The 23,915-nt window shown below is 70.5% G+C and carries 20 protein-coding genes; 9 read left to right on the forward strand and 11 right to left on the reverse strand.

What is annotated here, in order from left to right; all coding sequences use genetic code 11:
* Positions 1 to 32 precede the first annotated feature (32 nt).
* Positions 33 to 803 (forward strand): NUDIX domain-containing protein, encoded by a 771-nt coding sequence (locus tag AB0E94_RS28125; RefSeq protein ID WP_360331956.1) that lies wholly within the window; start codon positions 33 to 35, stop codon positions 801 to 803.
* 524 nt (positions 804 to 1,327) lie between these two features.
* On the opposite strand, the gene pstB is transcribed toward AB0E94_RS28125, so the two are convergent.
* From pstB to AB0E94_RS28155, 6 genes are all read right to left on the reverse strand, one after another.
* A complete protein-coding gene (gene pstB / locus AB0E94_RS28130) occupies positions 1,328 to 2,104 on the reverse strand; it encodes a phosphate ABC transporter ATP-binding protein PstB (RefSeq protein ID WP_360331777.1) in 777 nt (258 codons plus the stop codon).
* A gap of 14 nt (positions 2,105 to 2,118) precedes the next feature.
* The gene (gene pstA, locus AB0E94_RS28135) at positions 2,119 to 3,204 is read right to left on the reverse strand and encodes a phosphate ABC transporter permease PstA (RefSeq protein WP_360331780.1); all 1,086 of its coding nucleotides are present in this window, start codon (positions 3,202 to 3,204) and stop codon (positions 2,119 to 2,121) included.
* Entirely contained in the window at positions 3,201 to 4,271 is a 1,071-nt protein-coding gene (gene pstC / locus AB0E94_RS28140) for a phosphate ABC transporter permease subunit PstC (RefSeq protein ID WP_360331783.1), read from the reverse strand. The genes pstA and pstC overlap by 4 nt, the downstream gene beginning before the upstream one ends.
* A 40-nt stretch (positions 4,272 to 4,311) precedes the next feature.
* Positions 4,312 to 5,406 carry a phosphate ABC transporter substrate-binding protein PstS gene (gene pstS, locus AB0E94_RS28145; protein WP_360331786.1) on the reverse strand — a complete coding sequence of 365 codons (1,095 nt, stop codon included), beginning with the start codon at positions 5,404 to 5,406 and terminating at the stop codon, positions 4,312 to 4,314.
* A gap of 235 nt (positions 5,407 to 5,641) precedes the next feature.
* Positions 5,642 to 6,523, reverse strand: a complete 882-nt coding sequence (gene mshD, locus AB0E94_RS28150) for a mycothiol synthase (RefSeq protein WP_360331788.1) — start codon at positions 6,521 to 6,523, stop codon at positions 5,642 to 5,644.
* 16 nt (positions 6,524 to 6,539) lie between these two features.
* Entirely contained in the window at positions 6,540 to 7,256 is a 717-nt protein-coding gene (locus AB0E94_RS28155; protein WP_109595296.1) for a response regulator transcription factor, read from the reverse strand.
* Positions 7,257 to 7,537: 281 nt separating this feature from the next.
* Between AB0E94_RS28155 and AB0E94_RS28160 the strand changes: the two genes are divergently transcribed.
* The 5 genes from AB0E94_RS28160 to AB0E94_RS28180 all read left to right on the forward strand — a co-directional run bounded on the left by AB0E94_RS28160 (position 7,538) and on the right by AB0E94_RS28180 (position 10,952).
* Entirely contained in the window at positions 7,538 to 8,542 is a 1,005-nt protein-coding gene (locus AB0E94_RS28160) for a hypothetical protein (protein ID WP_360331791.1), read from the forward strand.
* 110 nt (positions 8,543 to 8,652) lie between these two features.
* On the forward strand, positions 8,653 to 9,432 hold the full coding sequence (locus AB0E94_RS28165; protein WP_360331794.1) for a DUF2993 domain-containing protein: 780 nt from the start codon (positions 8,653 to 8,655) through the stop codon (positions 9,430 to 9,432).
* 69 nt (positions 9,433 to 9,501) lie between these two features.
* Positions 9,502 to 9,579 (forward strand): Ms5788A family Cys-rich leader peptide, encoded by a 78-nt coding sequence (locus AB0E94_RS28170; RefSeq protein ID WP_311772860.1) that lies wholly within the window; start codon positions 9,502 to 9,504, stop codon positions 9,577 to 9,579.
* Between the two features lie 174 nt (positions 9,580 to 9,753).
* Positions 9,754 to 10,602, forward strand: coding sequence for a sulfurtransferase (locus AB0E94_RS28175; protein WP_360331797.1), 849 nt, complete (start codon positions 9,754 to 9,756; stop codon positions 10,600 to 10,602).
* A gap of 2 nt (positions 10,603 to 10,604) precedes the next feature.
* Positions 10,605 to 10,952 (forward strand): DUF1416 domain-containing protein, encoded by a 348-nt coding sequence (locus AB0E94_RS28180; RefSeq protein WP_360331800.1) that lies wholly within the window; start codon positions 10,605 to 10,607, stop codon positions 10,950 to 10,952.
* Between the two features lie 44 nt (positions 10,953 to 10,996).
* Here AB0E94_RS28180 and AB0E94_RS28185 read toward each other — a convergent pair whose 3' ends face one another.
* Complete coding sequence (locus AB0E94_RS28185; RefSeq protein ID WP_360331803.1) at positions 10,997 to 12,256, reverse strand: AI-2E family transporter; 1,260 nt, start codon at positions 12,254 to 12,256, stop codon at positions 10,997 to 10,999.
* A gap of 145 nt (positions 12,257 to 12,401) precedes the next feature.
* On the opposite strand from AB0E94_RS28185, the gene AB0E94_RS28190 reads away from it, so the two are divergent.
* Positions 12,402 to 12,698, forward strand: a complete 297-nt coding sequence (locus tag AB0E94_RS28190) for a co-chaperone GroES (protein WP_360331959.1) — start codon at positions 12,402 to 12,404, stop codon at positions 12,696 to 12,698.
* Between the two features lie 7 nt (positions 12,699 to 12,705).
* On the opposite strand, the gene AB0E94_RS28195 is transcribed toward AB0E94_RS28190, so the two are convergent.
* Together AB0E94_RS28195 and AB0E94_RS28200 are read right to left on the reverse strand one after the other, a co-directional pair.
* Complete coding sequence (locus tag AB0E94_RS28195; RefSeq protein WP_360331806.1) at positions 12,706 to 14,169, reverse strand: PrsW family intramembrane metalloprotease; 1,464 nt, start codon at positions 14,167 to 14,169, stop codon at positions 12,706 to 12,708.
* Between the two features lie 369 nt (positions 14,170 to 14,538).
* Positions 14,539 to 15,666 carry an FUSC family protein gene (locus AB0E94_RS28200; protein WP_360331809.1) on the reverse strand — a complete coding sequence of 376 codons (1,128 nt, stop codon included), beginning with the start codon at positions 15,664 to 15,666 and terminating at the stop codon, positions 14,539 to 14,541.
* A gap of 29 nt (positions 15,667 to 15,695) precedes the next feature.
* Between AB0E94_RS28200 and AB0E94_RS28205 the strand changes: the two genes are divergently transcribed.
* The gene (locus AB0E94_RS28205; protein WP_360331811.1) at positions 15,696 to 16,331 is read left to right on the forward strand and encodes a metal-dependent phosphohydrolase; all 636 of its coding nucleotides are present in this window, start codon (positions 15,696 to 15,698) and stop codon (positions 16,329 to 16,331) included.
* Here the strand turns inward: AB0E94_RS28205 and AB0E94_RS28210 are convergent.
* Both AB0E94_RS28210 and AB0E94_RS28215 read right to left on the reverse strand, forming a co-directional pair.
* Positions 16,303 to 16,587 (reverse strand): DUF4031 domain-containing protein, encoded by a 285-nt coding sequence (locus tag AB0E94_RS28210; RefSeq protein ID WP_360331814.1) that lies wholly within the window; start codon positions 16,585 to 16,587, stop codon positions 16,303 to 16,305. The two genes, AB0E94_RS28205 and AB0E94_RS28210, sit on opposite strands and share 29 nt — an antisense overlap.
* A complete protein-coding gene (locus AB0E94_RS28215) occupies positions 16,584 to 18,383 on the reverse strand; it encodes a glycerol-3-phosphate dehydrogenase/oxidase (protein ID WP_360331816.1) in 1,800 nt (599 codons plus the stop codon). Before AB0E94_RS28215 ends, AB0E94_RS28210 begins: the two co-directional genes overlap by 4 nt.
* 183 nt (positions 18,384 to 18,566) lie before the next feature.
* On the opposite strand from AB0E94_RS28215, the gene AB0E94_RS28220 reads away from it, so the two are divergent.
* A complete protein-coding gene (locus tag AB0E94_RS28220; protein WP_360331819.1) occupies positions 18,567 to 23,831 on the forward strand; it encodes an Ig-like domain-containing protein in 5,265 nt (1,754 codons plus the stop codon).
* Positions 23,832 to 23,915: the final 84 nt, after the last annotated feature.

Consider the following 23,915-nt stretch of genomic DNA (forward strand, 5'->3'; position numbering starts at 1 on the left):
CGCGGTGCCAGGATCGAACGGTGACCGACTCGATGCAGCTTCCGCCCGCCATGTCACAGCGCGCCCGCGAGTTCACCGGCCCACCGGCCGAGGCCCGCCCGGCCGCGACCGTGGTGCTGCTGCACCCGCATGGCGACGGCTTCCAGGTGTACGTCCTGCGCCGCGCCTCCACGATGGTCTTCGGCGGTGTCTACGCGTTCCCCGGCGGTGTCGTCGACCCCTCCGACAGCCCGTCGACGATCCGTTCCGACTGGTCCGAACGCCTCGGCGTGCCCGACGAGCAGGCCCGCGCCGTCGTCGGCGCCGCCGCCCGCGAGCTCTTCGAAGAAGCCGGCATCCTGCTGGCCGGGCCACTCGCCGAACCCGACCGCACCGTCACCGCCACCGGCACCGACGACTGGGAGGCCGACCGGGCCGCCGTCGCCCGCCGCGAACTCACCATGACCGACCTGCTGGCCCGCCGGGGCCTGCGCCTCCGCGACGATCTGCTGCTCCCCTGGGCCCGCTGGGTCACCCCCGACTTCGAACCCCGCCGCTACGACACGTGGTTCTTCGTGGCACTGCTGCCGGACGCACAGACCGCCCGCGACGTCTCCGGCGAGGCCGAGGGCACCGCGTGGATCGCGCCGACCGCCGCCGACCTGCCGATGCTGCCGCCCACCCGGCGAACCCTCGACGAGATCGCCGCCTGCCCGACCATCCCGGACGTGGTGGCCGCCTCGGCACACCGAGACGCAGCGAAGCCGCTCAACCCCCGCATTTCGGTCGCCGCAGACGGTCAGGTGACGGTCCACCTCCCTTAGCCGGTACGGCCACCCAGCCCCGCCGCCGCACATGGCTCCCGTCGCCACCCCGTCCCGGACTACGCCGCGACGCCCCTGGCCACGCACGCCCCAGCGCGCCTCACGGGCTGAATCCGCCGGTCACCAAAACCGTCAGCCGTCGCTGAACGCGCTTTTAACGCGCGCAGAAGCGCGCTGAGCGACGGCTGACGGTTCGCGGGAGGCCGCCACACCGAAAGAGACCGTCAGCCGTCGCTCACGACGGGAATGGCAGGTGCATTACCGCGCTCAGCGACGGCTCGCGGTCTCGACGGCCGCCAGCCGTCGCTCACGACGGGAACGGCAGGCGCATTACCGCGCTCAGCGACGGCTCGCGGTTTGCGGGACGGACGGCCTCAGCCCGGCGGGCGCGTTGCGGCCGGGACGGGCCGCCTGCGTCGCGGTGCGAGGGCGGGACGGCGTGGTTCGGCGGGCGGGGTGGCCGTACCAAAGAGGAACGCCGGCCCCCGGAAAGCGGGACCGGCGTTCGCGACGCAGGGTTTTGATCAGCCGAAACGACCGGTGATGTAGTCCTCGGTCTTCTTCTGCGTGGGGTTGCTGAAGATCTTCTGGGTGTCGTCGTACTCGATCAGGCGGCCCGGGTCGCCGGTCTTGTCGATCGAGAAGAAGCCGGTCTTGTCGCTGACCCGCGCGGCCTGCTGCATGTTGTGCGTGACGATGATGATCGTGAAGCGGTCCTTCAGCTTGAACATCAGGTCCTCGATCGCCAGCGTCGAGATCGGGTCGAGCGCCGAACACGGCTCGTCCATCAGCACGACCTGCGGCTCGACCGCGATGGTCCGGGCGATGCACAGACGCTGCTGCTGACCACCGGACAGGCCGGCGCCCGGACGGTCCAGGCGGTCCTTGACCTCGTCCCACAGGTTCGCCGAACGCAGCGACTTCTCGGCCGCCTCGTCCAGGATCGCCTTCTTCTTGACGCCGTTCAGCTTCAGGCCGGCGACCGCGTTCTCGTAGATCGACATGGTCGGGAACGGGTTGGGCCGCTGGAAGACCATGCCGATCATCCGGCGGACCGCGGTGACGTCCACGTCCGGGTCGTAGATGTTCTGGTCGTCGATGGTGAGGCTGCCCTCGATGCGGGCGTTCGGCAGAACCTCGTGCATGCGGTTGATGGACCGCAGGAAGGTCGACTTGCCGCAACCGGACGGGCCGATCAGAGCGGTGATCGTCTTCGGCTCGACCGTCATCGAGACGCTGTCGATGGCTTTGAAGGAGCCGTAGTAGGAGGAGACGTTGCTCGCCTCGATGCGCTTGGCCATTGATGACACCTTCTTTACCGGGACAGTTTGTTGCGGCGGGCGAGCAGCTTGGCGGCGACGGTCAGGATCAGAACCAGCGCGACCAGGGTCAGCGCGGCGGTCCAGGCCCGGTCCGGGGCGTAGCGGGAGGCATCTCCGGCCTGCTGGTAGACGAACAGCGAGAGAGACTGCTGGTTGCCACCGAACGGGTCGAAGTTGATCGCCGCGGCGCCACCGGCGACCAGCAGGACCGGCGCGGTCTCGCCGGCCGCGCGGGCGACGGCGAGCATGATGCCGGTGACGATGCCGGGCAGGGCGGTCGGCAGGACCACGCTGAGGATCGTCTTCCACTGCGGGACGCCGAGCGCGTACGAACCCTCGCGCAGCGGGCCCGGCACCAGGCGCAGCATCTCCTCGGTGGATCGGACGATCGTCGGCAGCATCAGCACCGCCAGGGCCAGCGCCGCGGCGAAGCCGGAGAAGCGGGGCTGCCCGTCGTTGAACCACGGGCTGACGATCAGCACCCAGAACGACAGGATGAACAGGCCGGCGACGATCGACGGGATACCGGTCATCACGTCGACGAAGAAGCGGACCGTGCCGGCGAACTTGCCGCGGCCGTACTCGACCAGGTAGATCGCACCGAGCACACCCAGCGGGACGGCCATCAGCGTGGCGATGCCGACCTGCTCCAGGGTGCCGATGATGGCGTGGTACGCGCCACCCTCCGGGTCCCGGGCGCCGATGTTGTTCATCGAGGTGTTGAAGAAGTTGGCGTCCAGCCGGGCGACACCCTTGGAGACCAGCGTCCACACCACCGAGGCGAGCGGCAGGATCGCCAGGACGCACGCGGCGTAGATGAGCGACTGCATGGCCCGGTTGCGGGCGGCCCGCTTACCCTCGATCCGGCCGGCCACCACGTTCAGGCCGACCAGGTAGAAGGCCGCGCCGACCACCACGACCAGCACCCAGTTGCCGATGCCGGCGCCGAGCACGATCGCGGCGGCAACCACGAACGCGACGACGGCGATGCCGAGGTTGACGGCGACCGGAAGGGTCTTGCTCCGGATGTTGTCCGGCGTCATCACGACGCCCGGAACCTCACGATCCAAAAGGCTCATGCTGCACTGTCCCGGAACTCGCGACGGCGGTAGATGATCGCCCGCGCCGTCATGTTGACCACCAGTGTGATCGCGAACAGGACCAGACCGGAGGCGATCAGGGCGCCGCGGCCGGTGTCGTTGGCCTCCGCGAAGGAGTTCGCGATGTTGGCGGCGACCGAGTTGCCGCCGTTCTCGATCAGGTTGAACGAGATGTTGAAGGCGACGCTGAGGGTCAGCGCCAGAGCGATCGTCTCACCGAGGGCACGGCCGAGGCCGAGCATCACGGCGGCGATCACGCCGGGCTTGCCGTACGGCAGCACCGCGGTCCGGATCATCTCCCAGCGGGTGGCGCCGAGTGCCAGAGCCGCCTCCTCGTTCATCCCCGGGGTCTGCTGGAAGACCTCGCGGGAGAGCGACGTGACGATCGGCAGCACCATGATCGCCAGCACCAGGCCACCGAGCATCACCGACTGGCCGAACGGGCCGTCGCCACCGAAGAGCGGGATCCAGCTGAAGTACTTGTTGAGCCAGATCGAGAAGTCGCGGACCGGCTCCTGGAAGACGTCCCGGCCCCAGAGACCGAAGACGACACTCGGCACGGCCGCGAGCAGGTCGATCACGAAGCCCAGCGGCGTGGCCAGCCGCTTGGGCGCGTAGTGCGACAGGAACAGCGCGATGCTCAGCGCGATCGGCACCGCGACGATCAACGCGATGACCGAGCTGAGAACGGTGCCGAAGGCGAGGGCCGCGATACCGAAGGACGGCTGGGCCTCGTTGGGCGCCCACTCGAACTGGGTGAGGAAGTTCCCGGTGTTGGCCTGGAGGGCGGGAATCGCCTCGGAGATCAGGAAGCCGGCGATGGCGACGATGATGACGAGCACCATCGCACCGGAGGCCGTGGACAGGCCGCGGAAGCCTGCCTCGATCGAGAACCTGGCCTTCTTGGGCAGTGAGCCACCGCCACCGAGCGGGGGCTCGTTGAAGTTGCTCGGAGAAGCACCGTAGCCGGCGCCCCGGGCGTGACGCGGAGTCACACCCAGGTCGCCGGCGGTGGCGTTCACCGAGCGGGAGGGGTTGTCACCCATCTGCGCGCTCGCTGTCGTCTCGGAGGGATTGGCGGGTACGTCAGGCGATGGTGGCGACCGACTCGGCGACCTTGGCCCGGAGGGTCTCCGGCAGCGGGGCGTAGCCCAGCTCGCCGAGCTCCTTCTGGCCCTCGGTGCTCGAGGTGTACTTCAGGAAGGCCTGAACCTCCTTGGCCTTCGGGCTGCCCTTGCTGCAGGCGATCTCGTAGGTCACCAGCACGATCGGGTAGGCGCCCGGGGTGGTGGTGGCGTAGTCGAGGGACAGGGCGAGGTCGCCGTCCTTGCCCTTGATCTCGGCGTTCTCGAAGGTCTTGCCAGCGCTCTCAGCGGACAGCTCGGCGTACTCGCCGGCACCGTTCTTGATCTTCGCGGTCTGGAGGCTCTGGTTCTCGGCGAACGACATCTCGATGTAGGAGATGGTGTTGGCGGTGCCCTTGACCTTGGTGGCGATACCGTCCGACTTGGAGACGGCGGTGCCGCCCGGGGCCTTCCACGCCTTGGCGTTGCCGTAGGTCCAGTCGGCCTCAGCGGTCTTGCTCAGGTACTTGGTGAAGTTGTCGCTGGTGCCCGACTCGTCGGCGCGGTGCACCGTCTCGATGTTGGCGTCCGGGAGCTTCGCACCGGCGTTCTCGGCGGCGATGGCCGCGTCGTTCCACTTGGTGATCTTGCCGGAGAAGATCTTCGCCAGGGTGGCCGACGAGAACTGGAGGCCGTCCGCGCCCTCGACGTTGTAGACCACGGCGATCGGGCCGATGACCATCGGGAGGTTGAGGGCCTTGCCGCCGACGCACTTGGCGTCAGCCTGCGGCTGCTCCTCCTCCTTCAGCGCCGAGTCCGAACCGGCGAAGTCGGCGGTGCCGGCGATGAACGCCTCGATGCCCGCGCCGGAACCGGTGCCCTGGTAGTCGACAGTCGAGCCGCTACCACACTGCTGCTGGTAGGCCTTGATCCACTCGTCCATGGCGTTCTTCTGAGCCGTGGAGCCCTGAGCCGTCAGGCTGCCGCTGACGCAGCTGCCCGGAGCAGCAGACGTACCGCCGGCCGCCGGCTCGTTGTTGTCCGAGCCGCACGCGGTGAGAGCGATGGTCGCAGTCAAAGCAATGCCGGCCACGAAACCGGACCGCTGGAGCTTCACAATTTCCCCTTCGGGTTTGCCGCCGGTCTCTCACCGGCTCACACCCGAAAAGCTAAGAAGGCGAAGTGACTGGATCCCCGGTCGTAAATGAACTGGGAGTGAACAGGTAAGCGCCGGAAGGTAGCCATCCCCCGGAATACAGTTGTCCGTTAAGTGAACTGCGCTCCAGCTACCCGATATGTCGGTTATTTACGGCCAGTCGTGACCGCAGCGATACATTCGCTTGACCGGGCCGTTATCGGCTGTAGTTCACGTCGGTCTTGAAAACCTCGAACCCCAGACCCCGGTACAGCTTCACGGCGGCCGAGTTCGACTCATCGACGTAGAGGCCGGCGACGGTCAGCCCGCCCTCGGCGAGATGCCGCAACCCGGCCACGCTCAACGCGGCGCCCAGACCACGGCGGTGCCCGGACGGGTCGACACCCAGCACATAGATCTCACCGACGGCCGGCTCGTCACCCGACGCCGGATGCACCTTGGTCCAGTGGAAACCGAGCAGCGTGTCGGTGATGTCGACGGCCAGCAGGAACCCGGCCGGATCGAACCACGGCTCGGACTCCCGGCTCAGGAGGTCGTCGAGAGTCCAGCGGCCCTGCTCCGGATGGCTGGCGAAAGCCCGCGCGTTGACCCCGATCCAGGCCTGCTCGTCGACGCCGGGACGGAAACTCCGCAGCGTCACCCCCGCCGGCAGCGGCACCTCCGGCAGCGGCACGAGCAGGGAACGGCGCATCTGCCACAGCACCCGTGCCCGGGTGAAACCGGCGCCCGCGGCGAAGGCGGCCGCCCCCGGATCGTCGCCGTGCGCCCAGAACCGCAACGGGCCCGGCCCGGCGGCGGCCAGCAGATCGGTGCCGACACCGGCCCGCCGGAACTCCGGGTGCACGATCAGCTCACCCGAGCCGGCCTCCACGAACGCGTAGCCGGCCAGCCGGTCACCGAGGTAGGCGAGCAGATGAACGCCCTGGTACGGAACGTCGCCGCGCACCCGCAACACGACGTCCTCGGAGAGCGGGTAGACGCCGTCGACGTGCCCCGCAGCCGCAGCCAGGGCCAGCACGTCATCGGCCTCAGACGAAGACAGCCGGTCCGTGGCACGGACCGGCTGTCGACTCGTCATGAAAAGGAACTCTAGATCAGACCGGGAGGGAGACCGGCTCGTTGTCCGGCAGCTGACGGCCGGACGGCGGGACCACGAACTTGTAGCCCACCTGACGGACGGTGCCGATCATCGACTCGTACTCCGAGCCGAGCTTGGCCCGCAGGCGACGCACGTGCACGTCGACCGTGCGGGTGCCGCCGAAGTAGTCGTAGCCCCAGACCTCACGCAGCAGCTGGTCGCGGGTGAAGACCCGGCCCGGGTGCTGGGCGAGGAACTTGAGCAGCTCGAACTCCTTGTAGGTGAGGTCGAGCGGACGGCCCTTGAGTTTCGCGGCGTAGGTGTCCGGGTCGATGTTGAGCTCGCCCGCGCGGATCGAGCCGCCGGCGCCGGCGGTCGCGTTGTTGAGACGGCCGACCGCGAGACGCAGCCGCGCCTCGACCTCGGCCGGACCCGCGCTGGCCAGGATCACGTCGTCGACGCCCCAGTCCGCGTTGAGCGCGATCAGGCCGGCCTCGGTGACGACCGCGACCAGCGGAACACCGATGCCCGTGGCGTGCAGCATGCGGCAGGTGGCACGCGCCTCCGAGAGCTCGGAGCGGGCGTCGACCAGAACGGCGTCGGGGCTGGGCCCGGACACCAGGGTGCGCACGTCACGCGGGGCGGTGCGAACTGAGTGGGGCAGAAGGTCCAGAGCGGGCAATACGGCAGAAGGCTCACCGGCACGTGCCGTGACCAGCAGAAGGATCTCCACACTCACCTCCGTCCTCGCGGCGGGGAGCCGCTCGGGTGACCCGGTCTGCGAAAGCCACGGGGCTTCGCCACCGGAGGATGGGGCCCGGCGTCACCGACGGGTGGGTTGCGCTCACCTTAACCGATGCATCAGGTCTGACACCCTGGTCGCGCACGCAAGTGATGTAGAGAACGCCCAGTAGGTGACCGAACGGCTGATTCGTAACCAGCCTTTTACCTGAGCGGCGAAGCCCCCGCGGCAGCGATTGGGACCACGGTCACCCGTCTGGCACGATCGCAGTCGTGTTTCCCTCTATGCCGAACGACGACCCCTGGGACGCCGAGGCCTCTCAGCAGGTCGCCCGCATGAACCCGGGCCGGCCCAAAGCCGGGTTCTACGGCGCTGTCCCCGAGGACGACGAGGAGACCTCCCCCTCGTCGGAGCCGGAGGACGACGAGGAGTTCGAGGAGATCCAGGTCCTCCCGGTCCGGCCGCAGCTGTCGGCGGCGATCGGCGGATTCGCGGTGCTCCTCGCCGTGGCACTGATCGTCGGCAGTCATGTCACCGGGCCGGGCGCGCGCGTGTCGTACGCGATCGTGCTCTTCGGGGTGCAGTTGCTCGGTCTGCTCGCGTGGACCATGGCGCTTCAGCCGCCGGCGGCGGGGGCGACCGCCGGAGTGGTCGCGGTGGCCGCGCTGGCCGCCGACTATCTGGCCGTCACCGGCGAGCCGGGCGCCCTGCTGCCGCTGTTCTGGGTGGGCCTCGGCGGTTTCGCGGCGGCCATGGTGGCCCAGGTGATCCGGGCCGAGGACCGGCAGCGGGCCAAGGACTCGTGGCGGACCACGCTGCTCATCGTGTCCGGGGCGGTCGCCTACGCGGTGCTGATCACGCTGGTCCGCGAGCCGCTCGGCGCGCCGGCGATCCTGATCTGCTGCACCGGCGCCGGGGTCGCCCTGCTGGTCGCCCGGATCACCGACGCGGTCTTCCCCAAGCCGCGGATCGCCGCGCAGGTGCCGCGCGGGGCCACCGGCATCGTGCTCGGCGCCATGCTGGGCACGCTGGCGTCGGCCGTGCTCGGCAGTTACATGGTGCTGCCGTTCGACCCGACCAAGGGCGCGGTCCTCGGCCTGGTCGCCGCGGTGGCCGCGCAACTGGTCGACCTGGCGGTGAACTTCGGTGAGGCGGGCCGCCGGCTGGCCGGTGAGGCGCCGACGTTCTGGCTGGCCCGGCACATGCAGGGGCCGCTCGGCGGGTTCGCGCTGACCGCGGTGGCCACCTATCTGTCAGTGCACCTGTACCTCACCTGACTCTTTCGGCCCGGCTCGTCCATCTCGGCAGAACGGTTTCGCTGAACCCTGGGCACGGGCATGTACGTTCCTCAGGACAGAGCGGTGATTCGGGAGGAACAGTGGCCGAGGTGTACGGATCGGATCGTCCCCGCCGTCGCCGGGGGCGCACCCTGCGGGTCGTCGTGCTGACCCTGCTCGTCTTCCTGATCGTCGGGGTCGTGCTGCTGGACCGTTTCAGCAACTCGTACGCCGAGAACGTCCTCGCCGAGAAGGTGGCCACCGAGGTGGCGAACCAGAAGGCGGAGAGCAGCCGTCCGGTGGTCACGATCGCCGGCGTCCCGTTCCTCACCCAGGTGCTCGCCGGGAAGTACGAGGAGATCCGGATCGAGTTGCCCGACTTCAAGGCGCAGACCGGCACCGGCGAGACCGTCCGGATGGACCTGCTGGACATCCGGGCCCGTGACGTGACGGCCCCGCTGAGCGCCCTGCGCGGCGGCGGGGACGTGGTGGCCGGCTCGGTCACCGGTACCGGGACCATCAACTACCAGTTGCTGGCCGAGGCCACCGGCCAGAAGGACCTGAAACTGGCCGAGAAGGACGGCAAGCTGGTCGGCTCCGGGGTGGTGACGATCTCGCAGACCCAGGAGATCCCGCTGACCGCCGCCGCCGAGCTCAAGGTCGCCGACGGCAAGGTGCAGGTTCGTTTCTCCGATGTGAACACGCCGGGTCTGCCGGACAACCCGCTGGTGCGGACCCAGGTGGATGCGTTCATCGAGCAGATGGCCTTCGAACTGGACGTGCCGAAGCTGCCGTTGAACCTGGTGGTGCAGGAGTTGCAGCCGCTTCCGGAGGGGCTGCGGGTCACCTTCGGGGCGAGTGACGTCAACCTCGCCGCAGCGGGAGTGTGACGACCGTCCGATCCCGGATCGTGGTCGGACCTGTTCCGAGAGTTGGGCCCGCTGGTAGGGTCGTTTCTCATGAGCCTGTTGCTCACGAAAAGGCGCGCGGTCGACCTGTGCCGCGTGGCCGCGTGCCTGTGTCGTCCCGTCATCTGACGGGGCCATCTCGTGCTGAGCACATTCTGAAGCTCTAGGCATTCTTGCCGGCAGTGGCGCCGTCGCACAGTTTCCCGTGATCCCACCTATCCGATGGGTCCGCGCGGAGTGCGACTACCAGCTCTCTCCGTGCGCTGACTCTCCCTCCACCCACCTTCCACAGGGAGTGAACCGATGAGTCGCGACACCGCACTCGTCTCGGCCGAGTGGGCCGAGCAGAACCTGGAGACCCCGGGCCTCGTCTTCGTCGAGGTCGACGAGGACACCACCGCCTACGACGGCGGCCACATCCCCGGCGCCATCAAGCTGGACTGGAAGAAGGACCTGCAGGACCCGATCCGCCGGGACTTCGTCAACCAGGAGCAGTTCGAGGCGCTGCTGTCCGAGCGCGGCATCTCCAACGACGACACCGTGATCCTGTACGGCGGCAACAACAACTGGTTCGCGGCGTACGCGTACTGGTACTTCAAGCTGTACGGCCACGAGCAGGTCCGCCTGATCGACGGCGGCCGCAAGAAGTGGGAGCTGGACGCCCGCGTCTATTCCAAGGACGTGCCGGTGCGGGCGAAGACCTCCTACACCGCCAAGGCTCCGAACCTGGAGATCCGCGCGTTCCGTGACGAGGTCGTGCAGGCCATCGGCGTGAAGAACCTGGTCGACGTGCGCAGCCCCGACGAGTTCGCGGGCCGCCTGCTCGCCCCGGCGCACCTGCCGCAGGAGCAGTCGCAGCGGGCCGGCCACATCCCGACCGCTCTCAGCGTGCCGTGGAGCAAGGCCGCCAACGAGGACGGCACCTTCAAGTCCGACGAGGAGCTCGCCAAGATCTACGGCGAGGCCGGCCTCGACGGCAGCAAGGACACCATCGCGTACTGCCGGATCGGCGAGCGCTCCTCGCACACCTGGTTCGTACTCAAGGAGATCCTCGGCCACGAGAACGTGAAGAACTACGACGGTTCGTGGACCGAGTACGGCTCCCTCATCGGTGTGCCGATCGCCCTCGGCGACGAGCCCGGAAAGGCCTGATCATGACTTCTCCCGCAACCGACGTGACCGCCAACCTGCCGGCCGGCTGTGCCGCCCCGGACCAGTCCGCGCCCCTCCCCAGCAGCGTGGACCTGGCCAAGGAGACGGTCATCACCGGCGTCGTCCGGAACGCCGACGACGAGGTCGTCGGCGGCGCGTACGTGCGCCTGCTGGACGGCGCCGGCGAGTTCACCGCCGAGGTGGTCTCGTCGCCCGAGGGTGTGTTCCGCTTCTTCGCGGCGCCCGGCTCCTGGACCGTGCGGGCGCTCAGCCGGCACGGCAACGGCGAGCTGGCCGTCGACGCCGCCCGCGGTGTCAACGAGATCGCGCTGAACGTGGCCACCGTCTGACCCACGCTCTGTTGAAAAATGGGGGCCCCTCGGGGCCCCCATTTTCATGCTCCGCCTGTCGTCACCACCTCGGCATGGGGTGGGACCTCCGGACGTCGCCGGGACAGCCGCCGGACCGCGGTGTTCAAGACCGCTATCAGCGGTACGGCCACCAGCGCGCCGATGATCCCGGCCAGCACCACACCACACGCGATCCCGATGATCACCGCGAGCGGGTGCACCGAAACCGCCCGGCCCATGATCAGCGGCTGGAGCACGTGCCCCTCGATCTGCTGGACCAGGATCACCGCGCCGAGCGTGATCAGCGCGATCACCCAGCCCTCGTCGACCAGCGCCACCAGCACGGCCACCGCCCCCGACACGCTGGCCCCGACGATCGGCACGAACGCGCCCAGGAACACCAGCGCGGCCAGCGGGAACGCGAACTCCACCTCGAGCACCACGAGCGCCAGCCCGATGCCGACCGCGTCGATGAACGCGACCAGCACGGTGGCCCGCACGTAGGCGCCGAGGGTGCGCCAGCCGGCGTCGCCCGCGTCGGCCAGCGACCAGCGCGCGTTCACCGGGAACAGCCGGACGATGAACCGCCAGATCTGCCGGCCGTCCCGCAGGAAGAAGAAGGTCGCGAAGATCACCAGCAGCATGCCGGTGACCAGCTCGGCGATGGTCGCGACGGTGGCGATGCCGGTCGAGGTGAGCGCCGCCGTGTTCGAATTCACCCACTCCTGCGCCGCCGAGATGCCCTGCGCCACCTGGTCGTTGGAGAGGTGCAGCGGACCGGTCTTGGCCCACGTCTGGATCTGGTTGACCCCCTCCGCCGCGTTCTCGGTCAGTTTCGGCACGCCGGCGATGAACTCGTTCACCACCAGGGTCAACGTGCCCACCAGCAGGCCGACCCCGGTGACCAGCACCAGGAAGGTGGCCAGCGACCGGGGCAGGCGCAGCCGCAGCAGCCAGCCCACCGCCGGGCCGAACAGCGCCGACAGCAGCAGTGCGATGGCCAGCGGGACGACCACGATGCTGACCATGCCGATCAGGCGCAGCAGCGCCCAGCCGATCACGCCGACCACGATCATCCGCCAGCTCCAGGCGGCGGCGATCCGCAGCGGCTGGGGCACGTCGGCGTCGTCGAGGCTGGTCGTCGAGGCGTGCACGATCTCGGCGTCCGGCTGGAGCGGGAGGAACTCGTCATACCGCTCGGGCTCGGCCGGACGATCGGCCCGCGCCTGCCGCACCGACTGCCGGCCCGCGTCGTAGGCCCTGGCCAGGTTGTCCCGGACCCGCTGGAAGCGGTTCAACCGCATAACCCCCTCGACCTCGAATGCGCAGTAGCCACGCTAGTACGCCGATGCCCGCATCGCCTTACCCGGCGACGGGCCGGACCGGCGGCGGCGTACCGTCTGCAACGTGAGTGCCGACACCCGTACCGAGACCGGATTGCCGATCCGAATGCTGCACGACCGCGTTCTCGTCCGCCAGGATGGCGGCGAGGGAGAGCGCCGATCGACCGCCGGCATCGTGATCCCGGCCACCGCCTCGATGGGCCGGCGGCTGTCCTGGGCCACCGCGGTCGGGGTGGGCCCCAACGTCCGGTCGATCGTGGTCGGTGACCGGGTCCTCTTCGATCCGGACGACCGTTCCGAGGTCGAGCTGCACGGCAAGGGGTATGTGTTGCTGCGCGAGCGGGATGTGCACGCGGTCGCGGCCACCCGGGTCGAGTCGGACGGCACCGGCCTCTACCTGTGACGCCGCCCTACCAGGGCCGCGGCGGCGGGGCGAACGGCGGCGGGCCGCCGTAGGGACCGGCCGGGCCGCCGTAGGGACCGGCCGGGCCGCCGTAGGGACCGCCGTAGACCGGCGGCGGAGGCGGCGGCAGGACGATCGGCACCGGCATCACCGGCTCCGGCGGGGCCGCGACGGTCCGCACCACGCCGTCCGGGAAGGTGATCCGGTAGTTCTGCCCGTCCCACCAGGCCGGCGGCGTCTGCGGATCACGGCCGGCGAACGCCGACCGGTAGTTGATGATCGCGCCCAGCAGCTCCCGCTCCTCGTCGACGGCCCGCTGGAGATCGATGGGTGTCCGGGGCAGGCCACGGTCCAGGCCGTCCCGGATCAGGGCGAGGCGGGTCGCGGCGAACTGGAACTCGCGCATCGCCCGGTGCCCGACCGGCCCGGCCACCCGGCGGGCCCACTCCCGCGCTGCGTGCCGGCGACCGAGCGTGCCCAGTGCCGCCACCTCGGCCGGGGCGAACCAGCCGGTCTCCGCGTACCGGAACAGCACCCGCTCCGACAGGCGGCCCTCCCAGCTGCGCAGGGCGATGGCCAGGCCGACCACCGCGAAGAAGAACGGCACCATGAAGCCGAGGTAGCCGTACAGCATGATCATGGTTTCGCCGGTCGCGGCGGACAGCGTCGGCAGCAGGTTGAAGATGCCGTGCAGCATCATCGCCAGCAGCAGGCCGGCGACCGGGGCGAGCCACCTGATGGTCCGGTTGCCGGAGCGCGCCGCGATGCCCAGGCCGATTCCGGCCATCGAGGTGAAGAGCGGGTGCGCGAAGCCGGTGAAGAGGATCCGCACGATGAAGATCAGGAAGACGTTCTGCAGGCCGGTGGCCGGACCATACTCCGCCTCGCCCGCCGCGTAGCCGTGTCCGCCCAGGTAGAGCACGTTCTCCACCATGGCGAAGCCGAGCGCGGACAGGCCGCAGTAGACGATGCCGTCGGTCATGCCGGACCACTCGGAACGCCGCCGCCAGAAGATCAGCAGCGGGCCGAGCACCTTCATCGACTCCTCGATGAAGGGGGCCACCAGCACCGCCACCAGCGCGTCGGGCAGACCGATCTTGTCGAACAGCCAGGCCGAACCCGTGTTCACCAGCAGGGCCACCGCGGTCGCGATCGCCGCGCCCCAGGCGAAGCAGAAGACCAGGTATTTCGTCGGCTCCGGCTCATACCGGTCCAGCCAGACGAAGGTGCTGGCCAGCAGCGGCACCGGGAGGATGGCGGCGGTCAGGCCGATCGCGAGGCCGGTGATCCCGATGTTGTAGCCGAGGTAGGTGAGCATGCCGATGGCCACGATCGCGATCCCGGCGATGGCGATGGTCATCGGCAGCCAGCGCCGCCAGCCGGTGCGGCGGCCGGGGACGGCGGCTTTCGCCGCATCGGTCATCCCTGGGTACGGCGGAAGGGGCACCGGGCTACCCGGGGGGACCTGCATCGGCGCGAACTGTGGCTGGGCCGGGACAGCCTGCGGAGGCGCGAACTGCGGCTGAGCCGGGGCGGCCTGCGGAACCGTGAAATACGGCGGGCTGCCCGGTGAGGACGGCCGGACGACCGGCGGCTGGCCGAAAACCGGCGGCTCGAAAGCGAGCGGGGCCGGCGGCTCAGGAGCAGCCGGAGGCTCAGCAACGGCCGAGGGCTCAGCAACGGCCGGGGGCTCAGCAGCCGCCGGGGGTGACGAGACGGCCGGAGGGACGGACTGCGGGCGGTCGGCGGGATCGGGCGTACCGCTCGGCGAGACATCGGCCATGACCGCCAGCGTAGTCACCGGATCCTTGCGCGACCGGCCCGAGGAGCCGGAAACCGATCACGAAGGCATCGATCCGGACCGGCCCGGCTTGCGGCGTGTCCCGTGCGGCCGCTCCGGCCAGCCGATCGCGGCGCGCACCTGACGGGTCGCCTCGGCGTACTCGATCCCGGTCGCGCGCAGCAGGTCGGCCACCGCGGTCCGGGTCTGTGCCACCACCACGCCGCCGGAGTAGCCGACCCCGGCCTGGTAGGCGCGCCCCGACTCGGCGACCGCCCGCAGCGCCTGCTCCCGGGCGGCCACCGGCTCGTCACCGCGGTCCCATTCCTGGCGCAGCAGCTCGACCGCGTCGCCGAGGTGGCGCACCGAGACCGGCAGCACCTCCGGGATCGGCTCCCGGTCGTCGATCGCGGTCTGCGCCCGGCGCAGCAGCACCCGCACGTTGCGCAGCGCATAGGTGAGCTGGGCGGCGCCGTCCACGTATTGGGCGAGGGCGCCCCGGGCCCGCCACCGGGCCGGCGCGAAGGCCACGTTCTCCCGGGCCGCGTCGATGGCCGCACTGAACGCCGCGAACGTGCCCTCGGCGGCCCGCAGCCGTTCCACCGCGGTCCGCACCACCTCGGCGTCGGCGTCGGCCAGTCCGGCCGCCGCGTCGTACAGCCCGCCGGTGAACGCCCGCAGCGCCGGATCGGCCGACCGGCGGACCACGGTGAGCGGGTTGAGCGGCAGCAGCACGGTCATCACGACGAGCGCGATCCCGCCGCCCACCAGCGCATCCAGGAAACGTGTCCAGGGCTGGCCGGTGGTCGAGGTCAGGGTGGCGACCAGCACGGCCGAGGAGGCGGACTGCACGATCAGCGGAGCGCCGCCGCCGACCGCGGTGGCCAGCAGCACCGCGAGCAGCACGATCACGCCGATCTGGATCGGGCCGGCGCCGATCAGCAGGATGATCCCGTCACCCAGGCCGATCCCGGCGGCGACCCCGATGACCAGCTCGGAGGTGCGCCGCAGCCGCTGCCCCACCGAGGAGCCGAGCGCGATCACGGCGGCGATCGGCGCGAAGAACGGCACCGGACGGCCGAACAGATCGTGCGCCACGAACCAGGCGAGACCGGCGGCCAGCCCGGCCTGGACGGCGAGCATCAGCCCGGCCCGGCCCCGGTGCAGCGCGGCGGTCACCCGGATCATGACCTCAAGGTACGTGCCAGGATGCGGGGGTGACATCTCCCGAAGCCTTCCGTTCGGCCGCCCGCGGCGCCGGCGCCACCGCGGCCGACGCGGACCTGGACGCCGCCGGGCAGTACCTGCTGGGCCGCTGGACCGAGCCGCAACGCCACTACCACGACGTGACCCACCTCGCGTCGGTGCTCGAGGTGATCGATCGCTTCGCTCACCTCACCCCCAATCCCGATCGGGTACGGCTGGCCGCCTGGCTGCACGACGCCGTCTACGACCCGCGTGCCCTGGGTGACGCGAACGAACGGGACAGCGCCGAGTTCGCGGCCGGCCTGCTGCAGAGCCTGGGCGCCCCGGACGAGGTGTCGGCCGAGGTGGCCCGCCTGGTGAGTCTGACCGCCGGGCACGCGACCGAGGACGACGACCCGGACGGCGAGCTGCTCTGCGACGCCGACCTGGCGATCCTCGCCGCCGAACCGGAGCGTTACGCCCGCTACGCCGAGGCGATCCGCCGGGAGTACGCCCACGTCCCCGACGACGCCTTCCGCGGCGGCCGCTCCCGGGTGCTCACCGAGCTGCTGAACCTGCCGTCGATCTACCGCCTCGCGCCGATCCACGAGCAGTGGGAGGAACGCGCCCGCGCCAACCTCAAGGCCGAACTGGCGGAGCTTGCCTGACCAGGTGTTTCGGGCGGCGCAGGCCGGATGCACGGAGGCGGGCGGTCAGGTCGCGGGACGGCAGCAGGGTGGCGCCGAGCCACAGCGCGCTGCGGAACCGGGCCTCCGGGATGTCGTAGTGGTCCCGGTCGAACCCGCGCCGCGGCACGCCCAGCATCTCCGCGAAGGCGTGCAACTCGGCGTACGAGACGTCGCTGACCAGGTGCGACCACAGGTGGCCGCGCCCCGGCCAGCGGGGCTCGTCGACGAGGATCAAAGCTCGATCTCGAGCAGCGGCATCCTCCGGTCGGCGGCCAGGCCGCGCACGTCCGGCACCCCGATCCGGGCGGCGTCGGCGGTCGCGTCGTCAGGCATGGTCTGCGACTGCCGCTCGGCGGTGACCCGGGCCAGGTAGTGCTCGACCTCCTTCTGCCGGACGGTCGCGTCCCAGCCGAGGGCCTCGCCCATGATCTGGGCGGCGTGCTCGGCCGACTCGGCGCCCCGGTGGGCGGTCTCGATCGAGATCCGGGTCCGTCTGGTGAGCACGTCGTCGAGGTGCAGGGCGCCTTCGGCGAGCGCCGCGTACGCCACCTCGGCCGCCAGATACTCCGGGGCCCCGGCGAGCGGGACGGCCAGCTCGGGCTGGGCGGCCATCATCGCCAGCAGGTGGACGGTCAGCGTCCCGTACCGCTCCAGGAGATGCTCGACGACGCCGGCCGTGACGCCGTGCCGCCGGGCGATGTCCTGCCGGTCGCGCCACGCGGCGGCGTAGCCGTCCGCGCCGAGCAGCGGCAGCTCGTCGGTGCGGGACGGCCCGGCCGGGCCACCGAGGCGGCGCACCGCACGGTCGATGACGTCGGCCGCCATCACCCGGTACGTCGTGTACTTCCCGCCGGCCACCAGCATCAGCCCGAGCATCGGCTCGACCACCGCGTGCTCACGGGACAGCTTGGAGGTGGAGTCGGCCTCACCGGAGAGCAGCGGCCGCAGACCGGCGTAGACGCCCTCGATGTCGTCGGTGGTGAGCGGCCGGTCCAGCACCGTGTTGACCTGGTCCAGCAGGTAGCGGATGTCACGGGCGGACGCGGCCGGGTGGGCCCGGTCGAGCTGCCAGTCGGTGTCGGTGGTGCCGATGATCCAGTGGCCGCCCCACGGGATGACGAAGAGCACACTCGTCGCGGTCCGCAGGATCAGCCCGGCCTCGCCGGTGATCGCCGAGCGGGGCACCACCAGGTGCACGCCCTTGGAGGCGCGGACCCGGAAGCCGGGACGCACCCCGACGTCGTTGAGCATCTGCGACATGTCGTCGCTCCACACCCCGGTCGCGGCGACGACGGTGCGTGCCCGTACCTCGAAAGGCTCTTGATCGGGGGCCTCCAGGTCGCGCACGCGGACGCCGACCACCTGCCGGGCCTCGCGGACGAAACCGACCACGCGGGCGCTGGTGGCGACGGCCGCGCCCAGGCTGGCCGCGGTCCGGGCCAGGTTGACCACGAGACGGGCGTCGTCGACCTGGCCGTCGAAGTAGCGGATCGCGCCGGCGATCTTGTCGGCGCGCAGGCTCGGGAACAGGTGACGGGCGCCGTCCCGGGTCAGGTGCCGGTGCAGCGGCATGCCCCGGCCGGCGCCGAAGACCCCGGCGAACGCGTCGTACGCCGCCACGCCGAGCCCGTAGTAGCCACGCTGCCAGGCCCGTTTCGGAATGTTGGTGCTGGGCAGCGGAACCAGGATCGGCACCGGGCGCACCAGGTGCGGGGCGAGCCGGGTGGCCAGCAGGCCGCGCTCGGTCAGCGCCTCGTGCACCAGGTGCAGCTCCAGCTGCTCCAGATAGCGCAGACCGCCGTGGATCAGCTTGCTGGAGCGGCTGGAGGTGCCGGCGGCGAAGTCGCGGGCCTCGACCAGGGCGACCTTGAGCCCCCGGGACGCGGCGTCGACGGCGGCCCCGGCACCGGTGACCCCGCCACCGATCACCAGGACGTCGAACTGTTCGTCACGCAGCCGCCGCAGATCGGCCGTGCGACGGATCGGCGAGAGACGGCCGGCTGAGTAGCGGGAGACGGAGGGATCACGCACCCGTCCCACGTTAGCGCTTCGGCCGTTCACCCCGGCGAGGGAATTCTGCGGGCCACGGCCTCTGCAACCCAACGGGCAACGATCTGCCCCCGTTCTGCACTCATCCGTTTCTAGCGTTTGCAGTTCGCGGCCCCCCACCGCTTCCCGCCCCCGCGGATCCCCCCACCCAGGATGCGAGAAGACATGCCCCGAGCCGTTCTGCGCGCACGCGCACGGCAGGTGATCACGGCGATCACCACCATGGCACTCGTGGTCACGTTCGGTATCGCCGTCTCGTCGAAGGACGCACAGGCTGCGATCACCAACCCGTTCACCACTCGCTACAGCGTCAACACGAACGGCTCGATCCTGATCACCGGCAACACCAACATGCAGTGCCCGGCGTCCGCGGCGACGTGTGCGCACGCCCGGAACGGGATCAACGACAACAACGGCACCGAGACGTTGAACAACAACGGCTACGTGATGGGCTACACCGACGTCGACGGCAGCACCGACACGTTCAACGACAGCGAGGCGACGGTCAGCATGCCGACCGGCAGCCGGGTGCTCTTCGCCGGGCTGTACTGGAGCGCGGACACCAGCGCCGGCACCGGTGGGGCGGTGGCCCGCAACGCCGCCCGCAAGCGCATCGTGCGCTTCGGGGTGCCCGGCAGCGCTCTCGCGAGTATCACCGCGACCACCAACTACGAGCCGACCGGGCTGACCACGTACCAGCAGTTCGCGGACGTGACCGCGCTGGTCTCCGGGGCGGGCAACGGCACCTACCGGGTCGCCGACATCGAGGCCGGCACCGGCAACGACAGGTACGCCGGCTGGTCCCTGGTCATCGCGTACTACCACGCCGACGAACCGATGCACAGCCTGCGCATCTACGACGGCTACGGCGTGGTCAGCAGCACTTCGGCCTCGGTGGACATCACCGTGACCGGCATCCAGACACCGCAGACCGGCGCGTTCCACACGGCCATCGGCACGGTGGTCTACGAGGGCGACTTCGGGAAGGTCGGTGACGCCCTCAAGCTGAACGGCGTCTCGATGACCGACGCCGAGAACCCGGTCACCAACTTCTTCAACAGCAGCGTCAGCACCGGCGGGGTCGCGAACACCGCCCGCAACCCGAACGCGAAGAACCTGATGGGCATCGACGCCGACCAGTTCGACGCCACCGGGCGGCTGGCCAACAACGACACCTCGGCGGCGCTCCAGCTGAGCACCGTCGGTGACACGTTCTACCCGGGCGCGATCACCTTCACCACCGCCCTGTTCGCCCCCGACCTGGACACCACCACCACGGTCGCCGACCTGAACGGCGGCGACCTGAACCCCGGCGACACCGTCGAGTACCGGATCGCGATCCGTAACGAGGGCAGCGACGGCGCGAAGAACGCCGTTCTCACCGACGCGGTGCCGAGCGGACTGACCTACGTGCCGGGCTCGATGACGGTGGCCGGGAACCCGGTCGCCGACACCGCTGCCCCGCTCACCTTCAACCTGCCGAACCTGGCCGTCGCCGGCACCACCCAGGTCACCTTCCGGGCCCGGGTGAACGAGGCCACCGCCCCCGGCACCTCGATCGTCAACGTGCCGACCATGGCCTACGTGGGCGCCAGCACCGGACTCGTGCTGAACGGCATCGGTGACACCTCCTCGGTGACCGTGCAGCGGCCACGCGTCGACCTGGTCGCCCACCTGACCGTCACGCCGTCCGTGGTGAACCGGGACTCGACTCCGGCCGCCGTCTCCTACACCGCCTCGGCCCGCAACGACGGCGAGAGCCTCGAGCCGCTGCCGGTCGCCACCGTCGACCTGCCGGCCGGGGTGACCCCCGGTGCGATGCCGAACGGCTGCTCGGCCGTCAGCCGCCGGGTGACCTGCGCGCTCAGCCCGATCGCGCCGACCACCACCGCCTCGGCGACCTTCCCGGCCATCGTGGACGACAGCGCCGCGAACACGGTCTCGGCCGAGCTCGGCGTGACCGGGGTGGGCGACGACACCACCCCGGCCGACAACACCGACCGGGTGAGCCTGACCCTGAACCGCTCGCCCAAGGCGACAGGCGGTTCGACGACCACCGGCAACGGCTCGTCGGTGACCATCCGGGTCGGCGACGACGTCACCGACCCCGACGACAACCGGAACGACCTCACCATCACGATCAGCACCCCGCCGGCGCACGGCACGGTGGTGGTCAACGCCGACCAGACGATCACCTACACACCGGACCCCGGCTGGCGTGGCACGGACACCTTCGAATACCGGGTGACCGACGCCAACGGCGCCTCGGACACGGCCACGATCAGCGTCGGTACGGCGAACGCCGACCCGGTCGCAGTGGCCGACGACACCTCGACCGCACAGGGCGCCCCGGTGACGATCGACGTGCTGGCCAACGACGACGACCCGAACGGCGACACCCGTACGATCGACTCGGTGACCCAGCCACGGGCCGGCGCCGGAACGACCCGGGTGACCAACGGCAAGGTGGTCTACACCCCGTCGGCCACGGTCAAGGGTGTGGTGACCTTCACCTACACCATCTCGGACGGTCACGGCGGCACCGCCACCGGCGATGTCACGGTGACGGTCGCCAACGGCCCGCCGGTCGCCGCCGACGACACCGGCAGTGTCGCCTACCGCGGGACCACCACCCTCGACGTGCTGGACAACGACACCGACCCGAACGGGGACCCGCTCACCATCAGCTCGGTGACCACTCCGAACCGGGGCACCGCGCAGATCGTCAACGGCAAGATCGTCTACAGCGCGCCGAACGGCTTCTCCGGTACGGCGAAGTTCACCTACACCATCCGGGACGACAGCGGGCAGACCGCGACCGGCGCAGTGGAGGTGGAGGTCGGCAACGCCGTGCCCCTGGCGGCGACCGAGACCGCGGGCACCGGGCACGCCACCGCCGTGGTGATCGACCCGGCCGGCCACTCGTCCGACCCGAACGGCGACGCGCTGACCATCACCGGCACCACCACGCCGGCGCACGGCAGCGTGGTGCTCAACGGCGACGGCACGCTCACGTACACCCCGGACAGCGGTTTCCGTGGCACCGAGACCTTCAGCTACACGGTCAGCGACGGCCGGGACAGCGTCACCGGCACCGTGACGATCACCGTCGCCAACGCGGTGCCGGCCGCCCGCCCCGACTCGTTCACCGTGTCCTCGAACGCGCCGACCTCGCTCGACGTGCTCGCCAACGACACCGACCCGAACGGCGACACCCTGACCGTCGCCATCGACTCGGCGCCGGCGAACGGCCGCGCGTCGGTGGTCAACGGCGCGATCAGCTACCAGGCGCGGGACGGGTTCCACGGCACCGACACGTTCCGCTACTCGATCGACGACGGCAACGGCGGGACCGACCACACGACGGTCTCGGTGGTCGCCGTCGACATGCCGCCGCAGGCGCACCCGGACGCGGCGGGCACCGGCACGGACAGCCCGGTGACGTTCAACGTGCTGGCCAACGACGCCGACCCGAACGGCGACGCGCTGACCATGACCGCGACGACCGCCCCGGCCCACGGGACGCTCGTCACCACTGCGGACGGCGGTGTCACGTACACCCCGGCCACCGGGTACTGCGGGACCGACCTGTTCACCTACACCGTCGCCGACCCGGCCGGGAACACCGCCTCCGCGTCGGTGGTGATCACCGTGGCCAACGTGGCGCCGATCGCGCTCGACGACCGGTTCACGGTGCGGTCCGGGGTGGCCGCCCGGCTGGCCGTGCTCGGCAACGACACCGACGCCAACACCGGCCAGGTGCTGAGCGTGGCCCGGGCCGGAACGGCGTCGCACGGCACCACCGCGGTCACCGACGGTGTCCTCACCTACCTGGCGACACCCGGTTACGCCGGCATCGACACCTTCGGTTACGAGCTCACCGACGAGCTCGGGGCCACCGACTCGGCAGTCGTCACGGTGATGGTCTCGGCGGTGCCGGTGGCCCTCCCGGACACCGTCTCGACGCCGGCCGGCAGCTCGGTCGTCATCGACGTCACGGCCAACGACAGCGACCCGGACGGTGATCGGCTGATCGTCTCCCGGGCCACGGCACCGGCGCACGGCCACGTGGCCGTCGACGCCGGCCGGACCATCAGGTACAGCCCGGAGGCGGCCTTCCACGGCACCGACACGTTCGAGTACACGGTCGAGGACGCGGCCGGGGACTCCGCGGTCGGAAAGGTCACCGTGGTCGTGGGCAACGCCGCGCCGGTCGCGGTGGCCGACGTCGCCGCGGTGGAGAGCGGCCGGTACGTCGACGTGAACGTGCTCGGCAACGACAGCGACCCGAACGCCGACCAGGAGCTGGCGGTCACCGAGGTCGGCGAGCCCGGCCACGGCACGGCGGCGGTCTCCGGTGACCTGATCCGGTACACCCCGGCCAAGGACTTCACCGGCGACGACAGGTTCACCTACGTGGTGAGCGACGGTGCGGGCGGCAAGGCGACCGGCACCGTGACGGTGACCGTGACCGACCACCGGCCGGTCGCCGTCCCGGACCAGCGGACCACCCCGTACCAGCGGATCCTGACGATCCCGGTGCTCGACAACGACGTCGACCCGGACGGCACGCTGGCCCTGGTGTCGGTCGGCACGCCCGGCAACGGCACCGCGGCCGTCGACGGGAACCAGGTCGTCTACACCCCGGCGGAGGGTTTCTCCGGAGTCGCCACCTTCGACTACTCGACCAAGGACGCCCTCGGGCAGAGCGCCGGCGCCACCGTGACGGTGACCGTCTCGCCCGCCCCGCACGCCCCGAACAAGGAGGCGGAGACCGAGCCGGACAAGCCGGTCACCATCCCGCTGCCGACGGTCGACGAGAACGGCATCGCCATCTCGGTGATCTCGGTCGGGCAGCCGCAGCACGGAACCGTGGTGATGAACCCGGACGGCACGTTCACCTACACCCCGGACAAGGGTTTCGTGGGCACCGACTCGTTCACCTACGAGGCCGTGGACGCGGACGGCAACCGGACCACCGGCACCGTGACGGTGACCGTGGCCGGTGTCGACGCGGCGCCGGTGGCGGTGAAGGACAGGTACACGGTCGTGGCGGGTGAGGCGCTCACCTTCAACCCGACGTCGAACGACACCGACCCGAACGGCGGCGACCTCACAATCCTCAAGATCAGCAAGCCGGAGCGTGGCACGGCGACCCTGACCGACCTGACCGTGACCTATGTGGCGCCCACCGGTTTCACCGGCACGGAGACCCTGGCCTACACGATCCAGGACGTGAACGGGAGCACCGCGCAGGCGACGATCGCCATCCGGATCACCGCCGCCGCCACGGTGGATCTGCCGACCACCGGTTCCGACCTGGTCCCGGCCGTCTCCGCGGGTGTCCTCGCGATAGTCGTCGGCGGAGTGCTGATCCTGCTCACCTCCGAGAAGCCGGGCCGCCACCGCGCCGGACGGCGCCAGGCCTGACCCTGGCACAAGGCAAGGGGCGGGTCGCACACGCGGCCCGCCCCTTCGGCCGTTCACCCCGGCGACGGAGATCCGGCGGCTAGC

This window comes from Actinoplanes sp. NPDC026670, from assembly GCF_040638175.1.
In the GTDB taxonomy this organism is placed as follows: Bacteria; Actinomycetota; Actinomycetes; order Mycobacteriales; family Micromonosporaceae; genus Actinoplanes.